This is a genomic window from Plantibacter sp., from assembly GCF_059073635.1.
The window spans coordinates 371,506-387,699 of the sequence record NZ_JCACOF010000009.1; the positions used below are offsets into that span (position 1 = coordinate 371,506).

The window sequence follows — 16,194 nt, forward strand, 5'->3', positions numbered from 1 at the left end:
GCTGCTCTACCATCGGAGGATGGACAGCCCGTCGAGCGTGCGCGTCGACGCATGGATCTGGGCGGTGCGGCTGACGAAGACCCGCTCGGCCGGCGCGACCGCCTGCCGAGCCGGCCACGTCCGGGTCAACGGCGAGCGGGCGAAGCCGGCACAGGCCGTCAGGATCGGCGACGAGGTCCGACTCCGCGTGGCGGGCTTCGACCGGGTCGTGGAGGTCCGACGCCTCATCGCGAAACGGGTCGGGGCGGACGTCGCGGCGGAATGTCTCATCGACCGCTCTCCCCCGCTGCCGACGCCGGCGGAACGGCAGGTCGTGGCCGTCCGAGACCGGGGCGCCGGTCGACCGACGAAGCGTGAACGACGCGACATCGAGCGGTTGCGAGGGCGCTGACGCGCTGCTGACGACCCGACCGGCCTCATCGGCGACGCATCGTCCCCGTCCAGGGAACACTCAAGCGCCGCCAAGGTGGCTCGGGCATGCTGGGCCGATGTTCCGCCGCCATCCCGTGCTCAGCACCCTCACCGTGGTGTACCTCGCGCTCGTGGCGGCCATCACCCTCGGCCCACGGCCCTTCGACGGCCGGACCGAGTCCCTCGTGTACCGACTCGTCGACCTCCTCGCCCGGTGGGAGTCGACGGCGTGGGTCACTTACGAGCGCCTCGAATTCGGAGCGAACATCGCCATGTTCGTCCCGATCGGCGTCTTCTTCCTGCTCCTGCTCGGACGGCGGCGCTGGTGGCTCGCCATCCTCGTCGCAGCCACGCTGACGGTCGGCATCGAGGCCGCGCAACTCGCGATCCCCGGACGCGTGAGCGATCCCCGCGACCTCCTCGCGAACACGTCCGGGGCCGTCGCCGGGGTCGTCCTCGGCCTGATGCTGACCGCCGGGCGCGCCCGCCGGCTCCAGGCCTCGTCACGTCGCCGCGCGGCCCTGCAGCACTGAACTGCTCGCGACGGTCCTGATTCACAGGAGGCTGAGAGGCGTTCCAAGGCCGCTTCAGTAGAGTGCGAGCGGGCCGTCGGCCCGTCGGAGACAGAGCTGGAGCGCACGCCCATGACCGGACCAACGTCGTCGGACAACCTCGAGGAGCTGAAGCGCCTCAAGGACGAGTTCACGCGGTTCATGATGCTGTACAAGTTCGGCATCGACGAGATCACCACGAAGCTCAACATCCTCAAGGAGGAGTTCACGCAGATCCACGACTACAACCCGATCGAGCACATCAGCTCGCGGTTGAAGTCGCCGGAGAGCATCATCGGCAAGATCGAACGCAAGCAGTACGGGCAGGACATCGACGACATCCGCGAACACATCACGGACATCGCGGGCATCCGCGTCACCTGCAGCTTCATCTCCGACACGTACAAGGTGTTCGAACTCCTGACGAGCCAGCAGGACATCACCGTGGTGAAGGTCAAGGACTACATCGCGAACCCGAAGCCGAACGGGTACCAGAGCCTCCACGTGATCGTCGAGGTTCCGGTGTTCATGTCCGACGGCGTCGTGCAGGTGCCCGTCGAGATCCAGTTCCGGACGATCGCCATGGACTTCTGGGCGAGCCTCGAACACAAGATCTACTACAAGTACGACAAGGCCGTGCCGGACAGCCTGCTCGCCGAGCTCAAGCACGCCGCCGAGGCTGCCTCCAGGCTCGACGCGAAGATGGAGCACCTCCACGGTGAGGTCCTCGCGCTCGACCGGGCGACGACCTCGCGGACCACCGCCGACGGGCACCCGAAGCCTCCGTCACTCGCCGACCGGGTCATGACCGAGCTGATCGACGGGCTGGACCCGCGTTAGAGCGCCTTGCGCATCTGCACGGCCATCGTCTCGTAGCCGAGCGACTCGTACAGGCCGCGCGCGATCCGGTTGAATCCGAAGACGTTCAGCCCGAGCGTCTTCGCGCCCTGCTCCTTGGCCGCCGTCTCGGCGAGCTGCATGGCCTGCCGGCCGAGCCCACGCCCGCGGAACGACTCGTCGATCTCCACGTCCCAGACCCACCACTCGTCCGGGTGGCTCGTGCTCCGCGGTCCGATCCAGAGCACGCCGACCGCGGCTTCGTCGAGGACCACCTCGAAGACGAGGTGTCCGACCTGGAGTCGGCCGGCCGGGAACGTCTCGGCGAGGGACTGTGCAGCCTTCGCCGTCGCCTCTGCCTCGGTCTCCCCCGCCTCGATGCGTTCGAGGCGGTACTGCGCGTTCGCGGCGAGCATCCACCCCCGCAGTCGATCGGCGGGCATGCGGACGAGCGTGGCGTTCATGAGGACATCCTCCCAGACCGTCGCGACCCGGTCGCTCGCCGTCCCGCGCAGGGTCGTCGCCGGGCTCGGGAATAGTTCCCGCCCGAAACGAGCTGGACTCCGAAGGACACACGATTGGGACCCGCCCGCCGTCATCCGGAGAATCGAGACATGCCGATCCACACCGCCCCGCAGCCGAACGCGATCGCCGAGCACGACGCCTGGCGCGAGGAGCGTCGAGCCGCCGTGACCGCGCCGCTCGGCAACCTCGCCCTCGTCGAGACGCGGTGGCTCGCGGAGGAGACGCCGGCCACCGTCGATGCAGCCGCAGCCGCCATCGCCGCCGAGCAGCCGAGCGGCGTCACGGTGACGACGCTCCGCCGCACCCACCTCGACACGGGCCAGGACGAGGTCGGCATCCGCCGATGGGACGCGAACGCACCCGCCATCCGCGCGTTCGACGGCATCGAGGTCTTCCCGTACGACCCCGCCTGGGTCCAGACGGCGCGGTTCACGCCCGTCGACGGCTCGCGGACCGTCCCGTTCGAGCACATCCGAGACAACGGCGGATCACGGGAGCTCGTCGTCCCCGGCGACATCGTGTTCACGCGGGACGGCGTCGAGTACACGATGAGCGCCTTCGACGACGGCGGCACGCTCCTCCTCGTGTTCGGCGACGCGACGAACGGGCGCGATGACGAGTCGGGCACCTACGGCGCCGGCCGGTTCCTGTTCGTGCAGCGGACCGACGACGGCGGCTTCGGCACGGCGGGCGAGGTCGTCCTCGACTTCAACCGCGCGTTCGTGCCGCCCTGCGGCTTCTCCGTGCAGTACAACTGTCCGATGCCGCCGCCGCAGAACCGGTTCGCCGGAGACGTCCTCGCCGGAGAACGGATCGTCCGGTTCCGCGAAGGCTTCGACCTCTACGCCGTCTGACCCCCAGCACCCCACACCTGCACCAGCACACACCCCCACACCACAGGAGTATCCGTGAAGAGAACCATCGGGCTCGTCGCCCTGTCCGTCGCCGCCGCCGTCGCCCTCGCCGGCTGCGCCGGTGGTGGTGGCAGCTCGGCGACGGGCGACGACGCGACCATCGCCGTCGGCTCGCTCTACGAGCCGCAGAACCTCAGCAACACCGGCGGCGGCGGCCAGGGCGTCACGGAGGCCTTCACCGGCAACGTGTACGAGGGCCTGTACCGCCTCACGGACGACGGCGAGGTCGAACCGGTGCTCGCCGCCGACAGCACGGTGAGCGACGACGGCCTGACGTACACCTTCACCCTCAAGGACGGCGTCACCTTCCACTCCGGCGACCCGCTCACCTCGGCGGACGTGAAGTCGAGCATCGAAGCCGTGACCGCCGAGGACTCGCAGTCGGCACGGAAGAGCAGCTTCGCGGTGATCTCCGGCATCGCGACCCCCGACGACAAGACCGTCGTCATCACCCTCTCCGAGCGCTCCATCTCCTTCATCTACAACCTGAGCTACGTCTGGATCGTCAACGACGCGGCGAAGGACCTCAAGACCACCGAGGACGGCACGGGTCCGTACACGCTCGGCGACTGGAAGCGCGGCAGCACCCTGAGCCTCGAGCGCTGGGACGACTACTGGGGTGAGCCCGCCAAGAACGCGGAGGTGGTCTTCACCTACTTCACCGACGCGACCGCGCTCAGCAATGCGCTCGTCACGAAGCAGATCGACATCATCACGAGCGTGCAGAGCCCCGACCAGCTGAGCCAGTTCACCGACAACGCGGACTACGTCGTCTCCGACGGCGACTCCACGACGAAGGAGCTGCTCGCCTTCAACGACCGGGTCGCCCCGTTCGACCAGGCGCTCGTCCGCAAGGCCGTGTACTCCGCGATCGACACCAAGAAGCTGCTCTCGTCGATCTGGGGCGACTACGGCACGCTCATCGGGTCGATGGTCCCGCCGACGGACCCCTGGTACGAGGACCTCACGCAGGTGAACCCGTACGACCCCGAGCTCGCCAAGCAGCAGCTCGCCGAAGCGGGCTTCGCCGACGGCTTCACCTTCACCCTCGACACCCCGAGCTACGACCCGCACCCGGCCGTCGCCGAGTTCCTCCAGAGTGAACTCGCGAAGGTCGGCATCACGGTCGAGATCAACACGATCAGCGCGGACGAGTGGTACTCGAAGGTGTTCAAGGAACGCGACTTCCAGGCGACCCTCCAGGAGCACGTGAACGACCGCGACGTCGTCTGGTACGGCAACCCGGACTTCTACTGGGGCTACGACAACCCCGAGGTGACCCAGTGGGTGTCGGAGGCCGAGCAGGCGACGACCACCGAGGAGCAGACGGCGAAGCTGAAGCTCGTCAACGAGCAGATCGCCGAGGACGCGGCGAGCGTGTGGCTCTACCTCTACCCGCAGATCGTCGTCGCCGCGAGCGACGTCTCGGGGTACGGCGTCAACGGCCTGAACTCGCAGTTCTTCGTGGCGGACATCGTCCGCAAGTAGTCGTCGCCCGGGCCGACCGGCACCGCCCGGTCGGCCCGGGCCTCGCTACGCTGAGGTCCACCATGCTCGCTTACCTGCTGCGCCGATCCGCGTTCCTCGTGGTGTCGTTCCTCGTCGCCATGACGGTGCTGTTCGTGCTGCTCCGGCTGCTGCCGGGCGACCCGTCGAACGCCCTGCTCTCGGTGAACGCCACGCAGGAGCAGATCGACGCGGCGCGCGAGCAGGTGGGAGCCGACCGGCCGCTCGGCGAGCAGTTCGCCGCCTGGTTCGGCGGCGTCCTCACCCTCGACCTCGGTTCCTCGTTCGTGAGCTCGCTCCCGGTCGGACCCGAGATCGCGTCGCGCCTCCAGGTCACCGTGCCGCTGACGCTCCTCGCGTTCCTCCTCGCCGTGGTGCTCGCCCTCGTGGCCGGTGTCGTGTCCGCACTCCGGGCCGACCGCTGGTACGGCATCGCGTTGTCCGGCCTCTCGCAGCTCGGGATCGCCGTGCCGGTGTTCTGGGTCGGCATCCTGCTCGTCAGCGTGTTCGCGGTGACGCTCCGACTGTTCCCGTCCGGCGGCTTCCCTCGCGACGACTGGGCAGATCCTGCCGCGGCACTCACGAGCCTCGCCCTCCCGGTCATCACCATCGCCATCGTCATGAGTGCGTCGATCACCCGATACGTCCGCTCCGCCACGCTCGACGTGGTCGGGAGCGACTATCTGCGCTCGGCACGGGCGCAGGGAGCCGGCTTCGGTGAGGCCCTGCTCCGACACGGCGCCCGGAACGCCGCGGTGCCCGTCGTGGCGATCCTCGGCATCGAGCTCGCCACCACCTTCCTCGGCGCCGTCGTGGTCGAGAGCGTCTTCAGCCTGCCCGGCCTCGGGTCGATGCTCCTGACGGCGATCCAGCAGCACGACTACCCGAACATCCAGGGCATCCTCCTCGTCTCGACCCTCGTCGTCCTCCTGACGGGTTTCGTCGCCGACATCGCGCAGCGGCTCATCGATCCGCGTCTGCGCACTTCGATCTCGGGGAACGGGCTCCGATGAGCGCCGTCGACGCCCAGACCGCGCTCGCCGACCGACGCCCGGTGCGGCGCCGCGCCCGGTCCGCGACGCTGACCGTCGGACTCGTCCTCGTCGGCGTCATCGCCGTCCTGGCGGCCGTCTCGCTCGTGTGGTTGCCCTTCGCCCCCACGGACACCTCCGGCGGTCGTCTCGAAGGCCCGACCGGCACCCACTGGCTCGGTACGGACAAGCTCGGTCGCGATTTGATGACCCAGCTCATGATCGGTGCGCGCATCGCGCTCGCGACCGGGGCGGGGGCCGTCGCGGTCGGCGCGGTCATCGGTATCGCCGTGGGACTCGCTGCGGCCTTCGCGTCGGCCTGGCTGGACGACACGATCTCCGCCGCGCTCGACGTCGTGATCGCCTTCCCGGTGCTCCTGCTCGCCATGCTCATCGTGGCAGCCCAGGGCGCGTCACTCGGCACCGCCATCATCGCGATCGGACTCGCCATGTCGGCCATCGTGGCCCGCCTGACCCGGATCCTCACGAAGCGGGTCCTCAGCGAGCAGTACGTGGTCGCGGCCAGGACTGCCGGGACGAGCTGGGCCGGTGTCATCGGCCAGCATGTGCTCCCGAACATCTGGCCCACCCTGAGCGTCAACCTCGCGCTGCAGTTCGGCATCGCCGTCCTCGCCGAAGCGAGCCTGTCGTACCTCGGCCTCGGCGCGCCACCGCCGAACGCCTCCTGGGGACGCCTGCTGCAGGAGGCCCAGGCCACCGTCACGACGGCACCGGTCGGCGCGATCGCTCCGGGTGTCGCCGTGGTGATGCTCGTGGTGGGCGTGAACTTCATCGCGGACGGCCTGCGGGACCTCGGCGATCCGACGAGGAGGCGCGGCGCATGAGCGATCTCCTCGACATCTCCGGACTGACCATCACCCGAGGCGTCCGGCGCGGTGCTCCCGACGGCGCTGACCGGCCGCTCCTCGACGGGCTGGACCTGACCATCGCCGCCGGGGGTCGCCTCGGACTCATCGGCGGTTCCGGGTCCGGGAAGTCCTTGACCTCCCTCGCGGTGATCGGGCTGCTCGGCGAACAGCTGAGCGCGAGCGGCAGCGTCGAACTGGCCGGCACCCAGGTGATCGGTGCCCCGGACCGCGCGCTGCGGCCACTCCGCGGTCGGGTTGCCGGACTCGTCTTCCAGGAGCCGCTGACCGCACTCGACCCGCTCATGCGGGTCGGCGCCCAGCTCGCCGAGCCCCTGCGTCGCCATCTGGGACTCCGGGGCGAACGGCTCAAGGAGGCCGTCGAAGCAGCCCTCGTCGAGGTGTCCCTCACCGACACTGCGCGCATCGCCGCCTCCTACCCCCACGAGCTGTCCGGCGGGCAGCGGCAGCGCATCGCGATCGCCATCGCGCTCGCCGGTCGCCCGCAGCTCCTCATCGCGGACGAGCCGACGACGGCGCTCGACGTGACCGTCCAGGCGGAGGTGCTCGCGCTCATCGACCGGCTCGTCCGGGAACGCGGCATGGCGCTCCTGTTCATCAGTCACGACCTCGCCGTCGTGTCGACCATGGTCGACGAGGTCGTCGTGCTGAGCGAGGGTCGGGCCGTGGAACGCGGCGCGGTGGCGCAGGTGCTGACGGCACCGCAGCACGAGGACACCCGTCGTCTGGTCACCAGCGCACGCGCGCTCGACGACGCGCTGGAGGACCCACGATGACCGATGCACCGATCACGACGACGCCGATCCTCGAGCTGGATGCGGTCGGTTTCCGGTACCGCGGCGGTCAGGAGGCCCTGGCCGACGTGTCGCTGGCCGTCGGCGCAGGAGAGGCCGTCGGGATCGTCGGTCAGTCCGGCGCCGGTAAGAGCACCCTCCTCCGGCTGCTGCTCGGCCTCGACCGGCCGACCACGGGCTCGGTCCGGTTCGACGGTGGCGCACTGGACCCCCGCGATCGGACACGGGTCCGTCGGTTCCGCGCATCGGTGCAGGCCGTCTTCCAGGATCCGTACTCCTCGCTCGATCCTCGGCAGCGCATCGGGCGCATCGTGGCCGAACCGCTGCGATCCCTCCGTCTGGCGACCACCGAGCAGGCGACCGTCCGCGCGACCGAGGCACTCGAGGCGGTGGGACTGCCCGCCGACGCGGCGTCGCGGTTCCCGCACGAGTTCTCGGGCGGCCAGCGGCAGCGGATCGCCATCGCCCGCGCGATCGTCCCGAACCCCCGGCTCCTCCTCGCCGACGAGCCCGTCAGTGCCCTCGACATGAGCACCCGGATCCAGATCATCGAGCTCCTCGCCGAGCTGCGGGCCTCGAACGGTCTGGCGCTCGTCATGGTCTCGCACGACCTCGGCACGGTGGCAGCGCTGTGTGAACGCACGATGGTCCTCCGACACGGGCAGGTCGTCGAGGCCGGCGCCACCGCGCAGGTCCTCCACGATCCCGCCGAGGCCTACACGAAGCAGCTCATCGCGGCGATCCCCCGCCTCCCGCGCTGAGTCGACGACGAGGCCGGACGACATCGGCCCGGCCGAGCCGGGAATACGGCGCCGGCGGACGGTGTTCGACTCCGAGTGGCCTCGGCCGCATCGACTCTCCACAGGAACAGGACCCGTGACGCAGGATTCAGCGCAGCCCGACGACCACGACGAGGACCAGCCTGGGGCCGAGCGCCCCTGGCTCAGCGACGAGGAGCGGGCGGCACTCCGCAAACCACTTCCGGAGCGGGCGGTCGTCACGAGCCTCGCGTTCACCGGTCTCGTCGCGGCGTTCATGATGACGCTCGTCACCCCACTCGTGCCGACGCTTCCCACGATCCTCGGCGTGCACGCCTCCGACAGCATGTGGGTCGTGACGGCCACGCTCCTGTCGGCCGCGGTCGCGACCCCGATCGCCGGTCGGCTCGGCGACCTCTACGGCAAACGACGGATGGTGCTCATCCTGCTCGGGATCATGATGGCCGGATCGGTGCTCGCCGCCTTCTCGTCCACGATCGTCCCGCTCATCGTCGCCCGTGCCCTCCAGGGGATGGCGATGGGCGTGATCCCGCTCGGCATCAGCATCCTGCGCGACGTGCTCCACGCGAAGCGGCTCGGCCCCGCGGTCGCGCTCGTGAGTGCCACCCTCGGCATCGGTGGTGCCGTCGGTCTCCCGATCTCCGCCGTGATCTCGCAGTACCTGGACTGGCATGTGCTGTTCTGGGTCGCGGGTGCACTCGGGCTCATCGGCTTCGTCCTCGTCGCGCGCTTCGTCCCGGTGAGCACCCTCCGGAGCGAAGGCGGTTTCGACTGGATCGGCGCGATCGGTCTCGCCGCCGGCCTCGTCCCGATCCTCCTCGCCGTCTCGAAAGGCAACGAGTGGGGTTGGACGAGCGTCGGGACCCTCAGCTGCTTGATCGGCGGCGTCGTCGTGCTCCTGCTCTGGGGGTGGTTCGAGGTACGGTCCTCCAGCCCGCTCGTCGACCTGCGCATCGCCGCCAGGCGGACGGTGCTCTTCACGAACCTCGCATCCATCACGGTCGGCTTCGCCTTCTTCGGCAGCACGGTCGTCCTCCCGGGCATCCTCGAGGCGCCGGTCGGCACCGGGGTCGGTCTCGGGCAGAACATGCTCATCGCGAGCCTCTGCCTCATGCCCAGCGGTCTCATCATGTGGGCGATGTCGCCGGTCGCCGCTCGACTGACCGCGGCCAAGGGCGCCCGGTTGAGCCTGCTGATCGGCATCGCGATCATCGCGGTCGGCTACGCGATCGCGATCGGACTCATGACCGAGGTCTGGCACACCGTGCTCACGGCCACCGCGGTCGGCTTCGGGGTGGGGTTCGCCTACGCCGCCATGCCGACGCTCATCATGGGTGCCGTCCCGCCCAGCGAGACGGCGGCGTCCAACGGACTCAACTCCGTGATGCGGACGCTCGGTTCCACGATCGCGAGTGCGGTGATCGGCGCCATCCTGGCCTCCCAGGTCGTCACCGACGGAGCTGTCACGACACCCAGTGCGGACGCCTTCCGTCTGAGCTTCGCGATCTGCGCTGCAGCAGCCGTCGTCGGACTCGTCTGCACGATCCTGCTGCCGCGGCACCTGGCCAAGGACACCCGCTCCAGCCTCCACGAGGGCTGACGGGCGATCAGCCCACGATCCCGAGCGCGAACGGGAGGACCGGGCCGGATCCGGCGCGGCGGAGCGCGCGACCGGCGACGGTGAGCGTCCACCGACTGTCGGCCCGGTCGTCGACGAGCAGGACCGGCGCGCCCTCGAGCGCTGCGAGCTGCGCCCGGAGTTCGGATCCGACGGTGAAGGCGTCCCAGACGCCCGCCAGACGGTAGGCGCTGTTGCCGCCGGGACCACCGCGCGGGCCGTCGCCGACGAGGTCGAGCTCCCCGAGGTACGGCAGTCGCCCGAGCGACGCGATGCCCCTCGCCACCGAGTCGACGAGCTGCGGACGCGACCGTGACGGCACACTGACCACGGCGGCCGGCCGTTGCGTCCACGGCCAATCCGCCAGGACGCGGACACTCGCGTCGATGACCGCGCGGGAGGCGGGAGCGTCGGGTGCACCCGCGGCGAAGAGCTCACGCAGCACACCACCCCAGCCGAGGTCGGTGAGCCGAGCGAGCGCGCGCCCGGCCTCGAGGCGGTCGTCGAGCGCGATGCGTCCCTTCACCGCTGCGCCGTCGGCGGTGACGCCGAGGCGGTCGGCTCCCGTGGGCCACTGCGCCCGCGGTTCGAGCTCCACGCCGACCCGACCGAGCGCTTCCGACGCGGAGGCGGCCGCCGCACTGTCGAGTTCGGTGGGGAACCACGGCCCGGCGCAGCGGTCGCACCGGCCACAGGGCACCGCGCTCGCGTCGTCGAGCTCACGTTGCAGCACGAGCATCCTGCACTCGTCGCCCCGCTCGTAGGCCAGCATCGCCTGTTGCTCCGCCACCCTGGCCTCGGCGATCCGCCGGTACCGCTCCCGGTCGTAGACCCACGGCTGCCCGGTCGACACCCATCCCCCGGCCACCCGCTGCACCGCGCCGTCGACGTCGAGCACCTTGAGGAGGAGTTCGAGGGGTGTGCGACGCAGGTTGACGAGCGCCTCGAGCGCGGGCGTGGACCGCGGCTGACTGTCGAGTGCGTCGAGCACCGCGGTGGCCCGCGCTTCGTCCGGCATCGACGCGGTCGCGAAGTACTGCCAGATCTCCTCGTCCTCCGCCCCGGGCAGGAGCAGGACGTCGGCATGCTCGGTGGCGCGGCCGGCGCGACCGACCTGCTGGTAGTACGCGACCGGCGAGGACGGAGCGCCGAGATGCACGACGAACCCGAGGTCCGGTTTGTCGAACCCCATGCCGAGCGCGCTCGTCGCGACCAGCGCCTTCAAGCGGTTCTCCTTGAGGAGCCGCTCCGACTCCTCGCGTTCATCGGGATCGGTCCGGCCCGTGTAGGCCCGGACCTCGTGACCGGCCTCGCGCAGCAGCCGCGCGGTGTCCTCCGCGGCGGACACCGTGAGCGTGTAGATGATGCCGGACCCGGTGAGCCCGCCGAGGTGGCTGAGCAGCCAGGTGAGGCGGTCCCGGGACTCCGGCAGCCGGAGCACGCCGAGCCGGAGGGACGCCCTCGCGAGCGAGCCGCGGATGGTGAGCACCTCGGCTCCGTGGGAGCCTGCGGCGCCGGGTGCGGTGAGCTGCTCGGCGATGTCGCGGACGACGCGTGCGTTGGCCGTCGCGGTGGTCGCCAGGACCGGGACCTCGGCCGGGAGGCGTCCGATCAGTTCGGCGAGCCGCCGGTAATCGGGTCGGAAGTCGTGTCCCCAGTCGGAGATGCAGTGCGCCTCGTCCACCACCAGCATGCCCGTGCGGGCCACGAGGGTCGGGAGCTGTTCATCGCGGAAGCGTGGATTGTTGAGCCGCTCGGGTGACACGAGCAGGACGTCGACCTCGTCGGCCTCCAGGCGCGCCCGGACGTCGTCCCATTCGTGTGCGTTCGCCGAGTTGATCGCCACCGCGCGCACGCCGGCGCGCTCGGCGGCCGCCACCTGGTCGCGCATGAGCGCGAGCAACGGCGAGACCAGCAGCGTCGGCCCGGCGCCCCGTCGGCGCAGGAGGGCGGTCGCGATGAAGTAGACGGCGGACTTGCCCCAACCGGTGCGCTGGACGACGAGCGCACGACGATGTTCGTCGACGAGCGCGAGGATCGCTTCGAGTTGACCGTCGTGGAACGTGGCCCCCGGAACGCCCGTGAGTGCGGCGAGCGCCGCCGTCGCCTCGGCGACCGATCCGGTGGGGGTCGGTTCGGGGTGGGCGGGGGTGGGCGCGCTGGGGTGGGACATGCGGCAAGTCTGTCAGGAGCTGCTGACGGTGGACTGCGTCGGCGTCTCGGAGGGGCGGTGTCCCGTCGGTTGGTCGGTTGTGGAGGAGCCGCTATCGACCGTCCGCTGCGGCGACGAGTTCGGCGATGACGAACTTGGTCTGCCCCATCATGCATTGCATGGCCCGTGCCGCGCGTTCCCGGTCGGGGTCGTTCTGCAGTTCGGCGAGGATGCCTGGCACGATCTGCCAGGACAGTCCCCAGCGGTCCTTGAGCCAGCCGCATTGGCTCGGGGCGCCGCCGTCGGCGATGAGGGCGTCCCAGAGCCGGTCGATCTCGTCCTGGGTGTCGGCTCTGACGGAGAAGGAGAACGCCTCGGTGAACGAGAAGATGGGCCCGGCGTTCATCGCGCTGACGGGGAGTCCCTCGAGCTCGAACTCGACGACCATCGCCTGGCCGGCCGGCATGGGTCCGCCCTCCGGGTAGCGGCTCACCGAGGTGATCCGGGAGTCGGGGAACAGTGACACGTAGAAGGTCGCCGCCTCCTCGGCTTGCGAGTCGTACCAGAGGAACGGGGTGACGCGGTGCTCCATCATGTCGTGCTCCCTCTCAGCCCGGGCGTCGTCGCTCAGGCGCTCTTCTTGCGTTTCGTCGCGGTCGACGGTTTCGACGCCGCGGTCTTGGCGGTAGCGGTCTTCGCGCCACTCGTCTTGGCGGTACCCGTCTTCGCGGTACCGGTCTTCGCCGAGCTGCTCGTCGCGGCGGGCTTGGCGGCGCCGGATCGCTTCGCTCCACTCGCCGTCTTCGCGCCGGTCGTGCCACGTTGCCGTTCGATGCTGCGTTGCAGCACCTCCATGAGGTCGATCGGCTCGGCGCCCGTGTCGTCGTCGGGTTCGGGCTGCTCGCCGAAGGTGGCGGCGGTGTCGAGTGCGTCGCCCTGCTCGAGTTTCGCGTCGATGAGCTTCCGGAGCTGTGCCTGGTATTCGTCGACGAACGCGTCCGGGCGGAAGCGGGACGAGAAGGACTCGACGAGCGCCTCCGACATCTCGAGTTCCTTGGCGGAGATGCGGACGCGTTCCTCGAGGGCCGGGAACCGCACCTCCCGGACCTCGTCCTCCCAGAGCAGTGTCTGCAGGAGGATGACGTCCTCGCGCACCCGGAGGGCACCGAGACGCGTCTTCTGGCGGAGGGCGAACCGCACGATGGCCGTGCGGTCGGTCTCCTCGAGCGTCCGCCGGAGGAGGACGTAGGCCTTCGACGAGGAGGAGTCCGGTTCGAGGAAGTAGCTGCGGTCGAACATGATCGGGTCGAGGTCGTCGCTCGGCACGAACTCGACGACCTCGATCTCGCGGCTGCGTTCCTCGGGGAGTGACGCCAGGTCGTCGGCGGTGAGGACCACCGTCTGCTCGCCGTCCTGGTAGGCCTTGTCGATGTGGTCGTAGCTGACGACCTTCCCGCAGACCTCGCACTTGCGCTGGTACCGGATGCGTCCGCCGTCGGCGTCGTGGACCTGGTGCAACGACAGGTCGTGGTCCTCCGTGGCGCTGTACACCTTCACCGGGACGTTCACCAGGCCGAAGGTGACCGCACCCTTCCAGATCGCGCGCATGACCGCTCCCGTCCGCGGGCGGATCCGCCCGCGCTGTCGTGGTGACCAGTAGACACCCGGAACATCGTCAAGGGCTAGCCCTTGACGCCCGTGGGCGGCAGGCTGATCGCCATGGCGAGGACGAGCGGTGGCGGCGCGCAGACGCAGTGGGTCGACGTCGACGGACGCCGGATCCAGCTCACCCATCTCGACAAGGTGCTGTACCCCGAGACCGGCACGACGAAGGCCGAGGTCCTCGCCTACTACGCCGCGGTCGCCGAACACCTGCTCCCGCACCTCGCCGATCGGCCGGTGACCCGGAAACGCTGGGTGCACGGCGTCGGGACGGCTGCGTCGCCGGAGTCGGGGTTCTTCCAGAAGGACCTGGGTGCCTCGGCTCCCGACTGGGTCCAACGGCTCCCCATCGAGCACAGCGATCACACGAACGAGTACCCGATCGTCGACGATCTCGCGACACTCACGTGGCTGGCGCAGCTGGGTGCGCTCGAGCTGCACGTGCCGCAGTGGCGGTTCGACCGGTCCGGCGAGCGCCGTCCGCCCGACCGTCTCGTCCTCGACCTCGATCCGGGTGAGGGGGTGTCCCTCGCCGAGTGCGCGGGGGTCGCGGGCCTGGCGCGGGCGGTGTTGGTGGACATGGGGTTGGATCCGGTTCCGCTCACGAGTGGGAGCAAGGGGATCCACCTGTACGCGGCGTTGGACGGTCGGCAGAGTTCCGAGGAGGTGTCGCTCGTGGCGCATGAGCTCGCGCGGGCGCTGGCCGCGGACGAGCCGGGCCTCGTGGTGAGCGAGATGTCGAAGCAGCGGCGGACGGGGAAGGTCTTCGTCGACTGGAGTCAGAACAACGGGTCGAAGACGACGATCGCGCCGTTCTCGTTGCGGGGTCGGTCGCGGCCGACGGTGGCGGCTCCCCGCCGGTGGGAGGAGCTCGACGATCCGGGGCTGGCGCAGCTGGAGTTCCCTGCGGTGCTCGAGCGGCTGGCGGACGGTGAGGACCCGTTGCGGGTGCTCGGCGACCCGCGTCCGTCGATCACGATCCGCCCGTCGGAACACGAGGACCGGCTCGTGGAGTACCGGCGGAAGCGGGACGCGGAGCGGACGCCCGAGCCCGTCCCGGACGGACCGCCGTCGCCTGCCGCTGCCGGGACACCGCCCTCGTTCGTGATCCAGCGGCACGAGGCCCGGAAACTCCACCACGACTTCCGACTCGAGCACGACGGCGTGCTGGTGTCGTGGGCCCTGCCGAAGGGGGTGCCGACGGATCCGAGCAGCAACCATCTGGCGGTGCGCACGGAGGACCACCCCATCGAGTACGGCAGTTTCGAGGGCACGATCCCCGCTGGCGAGTACGGGGCCGGTGAGGTGACCATCTGGGACGCGGGCACCTACGAGCTGGAGAAGTGGCGCGACGACGAGGTCATCGGGACCCTGCACGGCCGGGCGGGAGGTGCGCTCGGCGGGCCGATGCGGTTCGCGCTCATCCGGACCGCGGGCGGGACGGGACGGGAGGCGCCGTCGTGGCTCATCCACCGGATGCGCGCCCCGGGTGACCCGCCGGCTCCGCCGGTCGCACGGCCTCGTGGGATCCCCACCCCCATGCTCGCGAGTGTCGCGGCACCCGGCGAGCTGGTCGACGACGGATCCTGGGCGTTCGAGATGAAGTGGGACGGCATCCGTGCGATCGCGAGCGTCGACGGCTCGACGGGGCGGGTGCGGTTGTCGAGCCGGAACGGCAAGGACCTCACGGCGGCGTACCCGGAGGTGGTCGAGGAACTCGCGGCGTCGCTCGCCGGCCGTGCGGTCGTCCTCGACGGCGAGATCGTGGCGTCGGGTCCTGACGGCCGTCCCGACTTCTCGCTGCTGCAGCGTCGGATGCAGCTCACCGCGGAGCGGGACGTCGAACGGGAGCGCCGTCGGACGCCGGTCCGGCTGCTGCTGTTCGACCTGCTCGCGCTGGACGACACGGATCGGACGGAGCTGCCCTACCGGGAGCGTCGCGAACTGCTCGAGCGGACGATCGGATCCGGGACCGTCGTCCAGGTGCCACCGACGATCGACGGCTCGCTCGACGATGCGCTCGAGGTGAGTCGGGGGTTGCGGTTGGAGGGGGTGATGGCGAAGGAGCTCGACGGCCGCTACCGCCCGGGTCGGCGCAGCAGCACCTGGGTCAAGTTCAAGCACGAACGCATGGAGGAGGTCGTCGTGGCCGGCTGGCGTCCCGGTCGGGGCGGGCGCTCGGGTGGGATCGGGTCGCTCCTGCTCGGGGTGCCGGGCTCGGACGGGTTGCTGCACTACGCGGGACGGGTCGGAAGCGGCTTCAGCGATCGGGAGTTGGCGGCGACCGCGCTCCGCTTCGAACGGCTGGGCCGGGCATCGACGGCCCTCGTGGGTGTCCCGCCGGCCGACGCGGCCGACGCCAACTGGGTGGAACCGGTCCTCATCGGGGAGGTCCGCTTCAGCGAGTGGACACCGGACGGACGGTTCAGGCATCCGGTCTGGCGTGGGTGGCGCCCCGATCGGACGGTGGACGACCTCGAAGCGCCGGACCGCGGACGCTGAGCCCGCGCATCGACCGCGGACGTCC

15 protein-coding genes are annotated in these 16,194 nt (G+C 70.3%); 11 read left to right on the forward strand and 4 right to left on the reverse strand.

What is annotated here, in order from left to right:
• Positions 1-19: 19 nt before the first annotated feature.
• From AC5JOC_RS11735 to AC5JOC_RS11745, 3 genes are all read left to right on the forward strand, one after another.
• On the forward strand, positions 20-391 hold the full coding sequence (locus AC5JOC_RS11735) for an RNA-binding S4 domain-containing protein (RefSeq protein WP_079706027.1): 372 nt from the start codon (positions 20-22) through the stop codon (positions 389-391).
• 97 nt (positions 392-488) lie between these two features.
• The gene (locus AC5JOC_RS11740) at positions 489-944 is read left to right on the forward strand and encodes a VanZ family protein (protein WP_124769411.1); all 456 of its coding nucleotides are present in this window, start codon (positions 489-491) and stop codon (positions 942-944) included.
• Between the two features lie 111 nt (positions 945-1,055).
• The gene (locus AC5JOC_RS11745) at positions 1,056-1,802 is read left to right on the forward strand and encodes a GTP pyrophosphokinase (RefSeq protein WP_082916274.1); all 747 of its coding nucleotides are present in this window, start codon (positions 1,056-1,058) and stop codon (positions 1,800-1,802) included.
• Here the strand turns inward: AC5JOC_RS11745 and AC5JOC_RS11750 are convergent.
• On the reverse strand, positions 1,799-2,263 hold the full coding sequence (locus tag AC5JOC_RS11750; RefSeq protein ID WP_086473201.1) for a GNAT family N-acetyltransferase: 465 nt from the start codon (positions 2,261-2,263) through the stop codon (positions 1,799-1,801). The two genes, AC5JOC_RS11745 and AC5JOC_RS11750, sit on opposite strands and share 4 nt — an antisense overlap.
• A 150-nt stretch (positions 2,264-2,413) precedes the next feature.
• Here AC5JOC_RS11750 and AC5JOC_RS11755 point away from each other — a divergent pair, with 150 nt between their 5' ends.
• From AC5JOC_RS11755 to AC5JOC_RS11785, 7 genes are all read left to right on the forward strand, one after another.
• Complete coding sequence (locus AC5JOC_RS11755) at positions 2,414-3,178, forward strand: DUF1684 domain-containing protein (protein ID WP_079706031.1); 765 nt, start codon at positions 2,414-2,416, stop codon at positions 3,176-3,178.
• Between the two features lie 54 nt (positions 3,179-3,232).
• Positions 3,233-4,726, forward strand: coding sequence for an ABC transporter substrate-binding protein (locus tag AC5JOC_RS11760; RefSeq protein ID WP_191941141.1), 1,494 nt, complete (start codon positions 3,233-3,235; stop codon positions 4,724-4,726).
• A 62-nt stretch (positions 4,727-4,788) separates the two neighbouring features.
• On the forward strand, positions 4,789-5,757 hold the full coding sequence (locus AC5JOC_RS11765; protein WP_079706032.1) for an ABC transporter permease: 969 nt from the start codon (positions 4,789-4,791) through the stop codon (positions 5,755-5,757).
• Complete coding sequence (locus AC5JOC_RS11770) at positions 5,754-6,620, forward strand: ABC transporter permease (protein ID WP_159878884.1); 867 nt, start codon at positions 5,754-5,756, stop codon at positions 6,618-6,620. Before AC5JOC_RS11765 ends, AC5JOC_RS11770 begins: the two co-directional genes overlap by 4 nt.
• Positions 6,617-7,438 (forward strand): ATP-binding cassette domain-containing protein, encoded by an 822-nt coding sequence (locus AC5JOC_RS11775; RefSeq protein WP_124769415.1) that lies wholly within the window; start codon positions 6,617-6,619, stop codon positions 7,436-7,438. Before AC5JOC_RS11770 ends, AC5JOC_RS11775 begins: the two co-directional genes overlap by 4 nt.
• Complete coding sequence (locus AC5JOC_RS11780) at positions 7,435-8,217, forward strand: ABC transporter ATP-binding protein (protein ID WP_079706035.1); 783 nt, start codon at positions 7,435-7,437, stop codon at positions 8,215-8,217. Before AC5JOC_RS11775 ends, AC5JOC_RS11780 begins: the two co-directional genes overlap by 4 nt.
• 115 nt (positions 8,218-8,332) lie before the next feature.
• Positions 8,333-9,835 (forward strand): MFS transporter, encoded by a 1,503-nt coding sequence (locus AC5JOC_RS11785; RefSeq protein ID WP_229938935.1) that lies wholly within the window; start codon positions 8,333-8,335, stop codon positions 9,833-9,835.
• Positions 9,836-9,842: 7 nt separating this feature from the next.
• On the opposite strand, the gene AC5JOC_RS11790 is transcribed toward AC5JOC_RS11785, so the two are convergent.
• The 3 genes from AC5JOC_RS11790 to ku form a co-directional block, all read right to left on the reverse strand.
• Entirely contained in the window at positions 9,843-12,026 is a 2,184-nt protein-coding gene (locus AC5JOC_RS11790) for a RecQ family ATP-dependent DNA helicase (RefSeq protein WP_191941145.1), read from the reverse strand.
• Positions 12,027-12,117: 91 nt separating this feature from the next.
• Positions 12,118-12,600 (reverse strand): VOC family protein, encoded by a 483-nt coding sequence (locus AC5JOC_RS11795; protein WP_371416572.1) that lies wholly within the window; start codon positions 12,598-12,600, stop codon positions 12,118-12,120.
• A 32-nt stretch (positions 12,601-12,632) separates the two neighbouring features.
• Entirely contained in the window at positions 12,633-13,613 is a 981-nt protein-coding gene (gene ku / locus AC5JOC_RS11800; RefSeq protein WP_079706039.1) for a non-homologous end joining protein Ku, read from the reverse strand.
• A gap of 111 nt (positions 13,614-13,724) precedes the next feature.
• Here ku and AC5JOC_RS11805 point away from each other — a divergent pair, with 111 nt between their 5' ends.
• On the forward strand, positions 13,725-16,169 hold the full coding sequence (locus AC5JOC_RS11805) for an ATP-dependent DNA ligase (RefSeq protein WP_494246459.1): 2,445 nt from the start codon (positions 13,725-13,727) through the stop codon (positions 16,167-16,169).
• Positions 16,170-16,194: the final 25 nt, after the last annotated feature.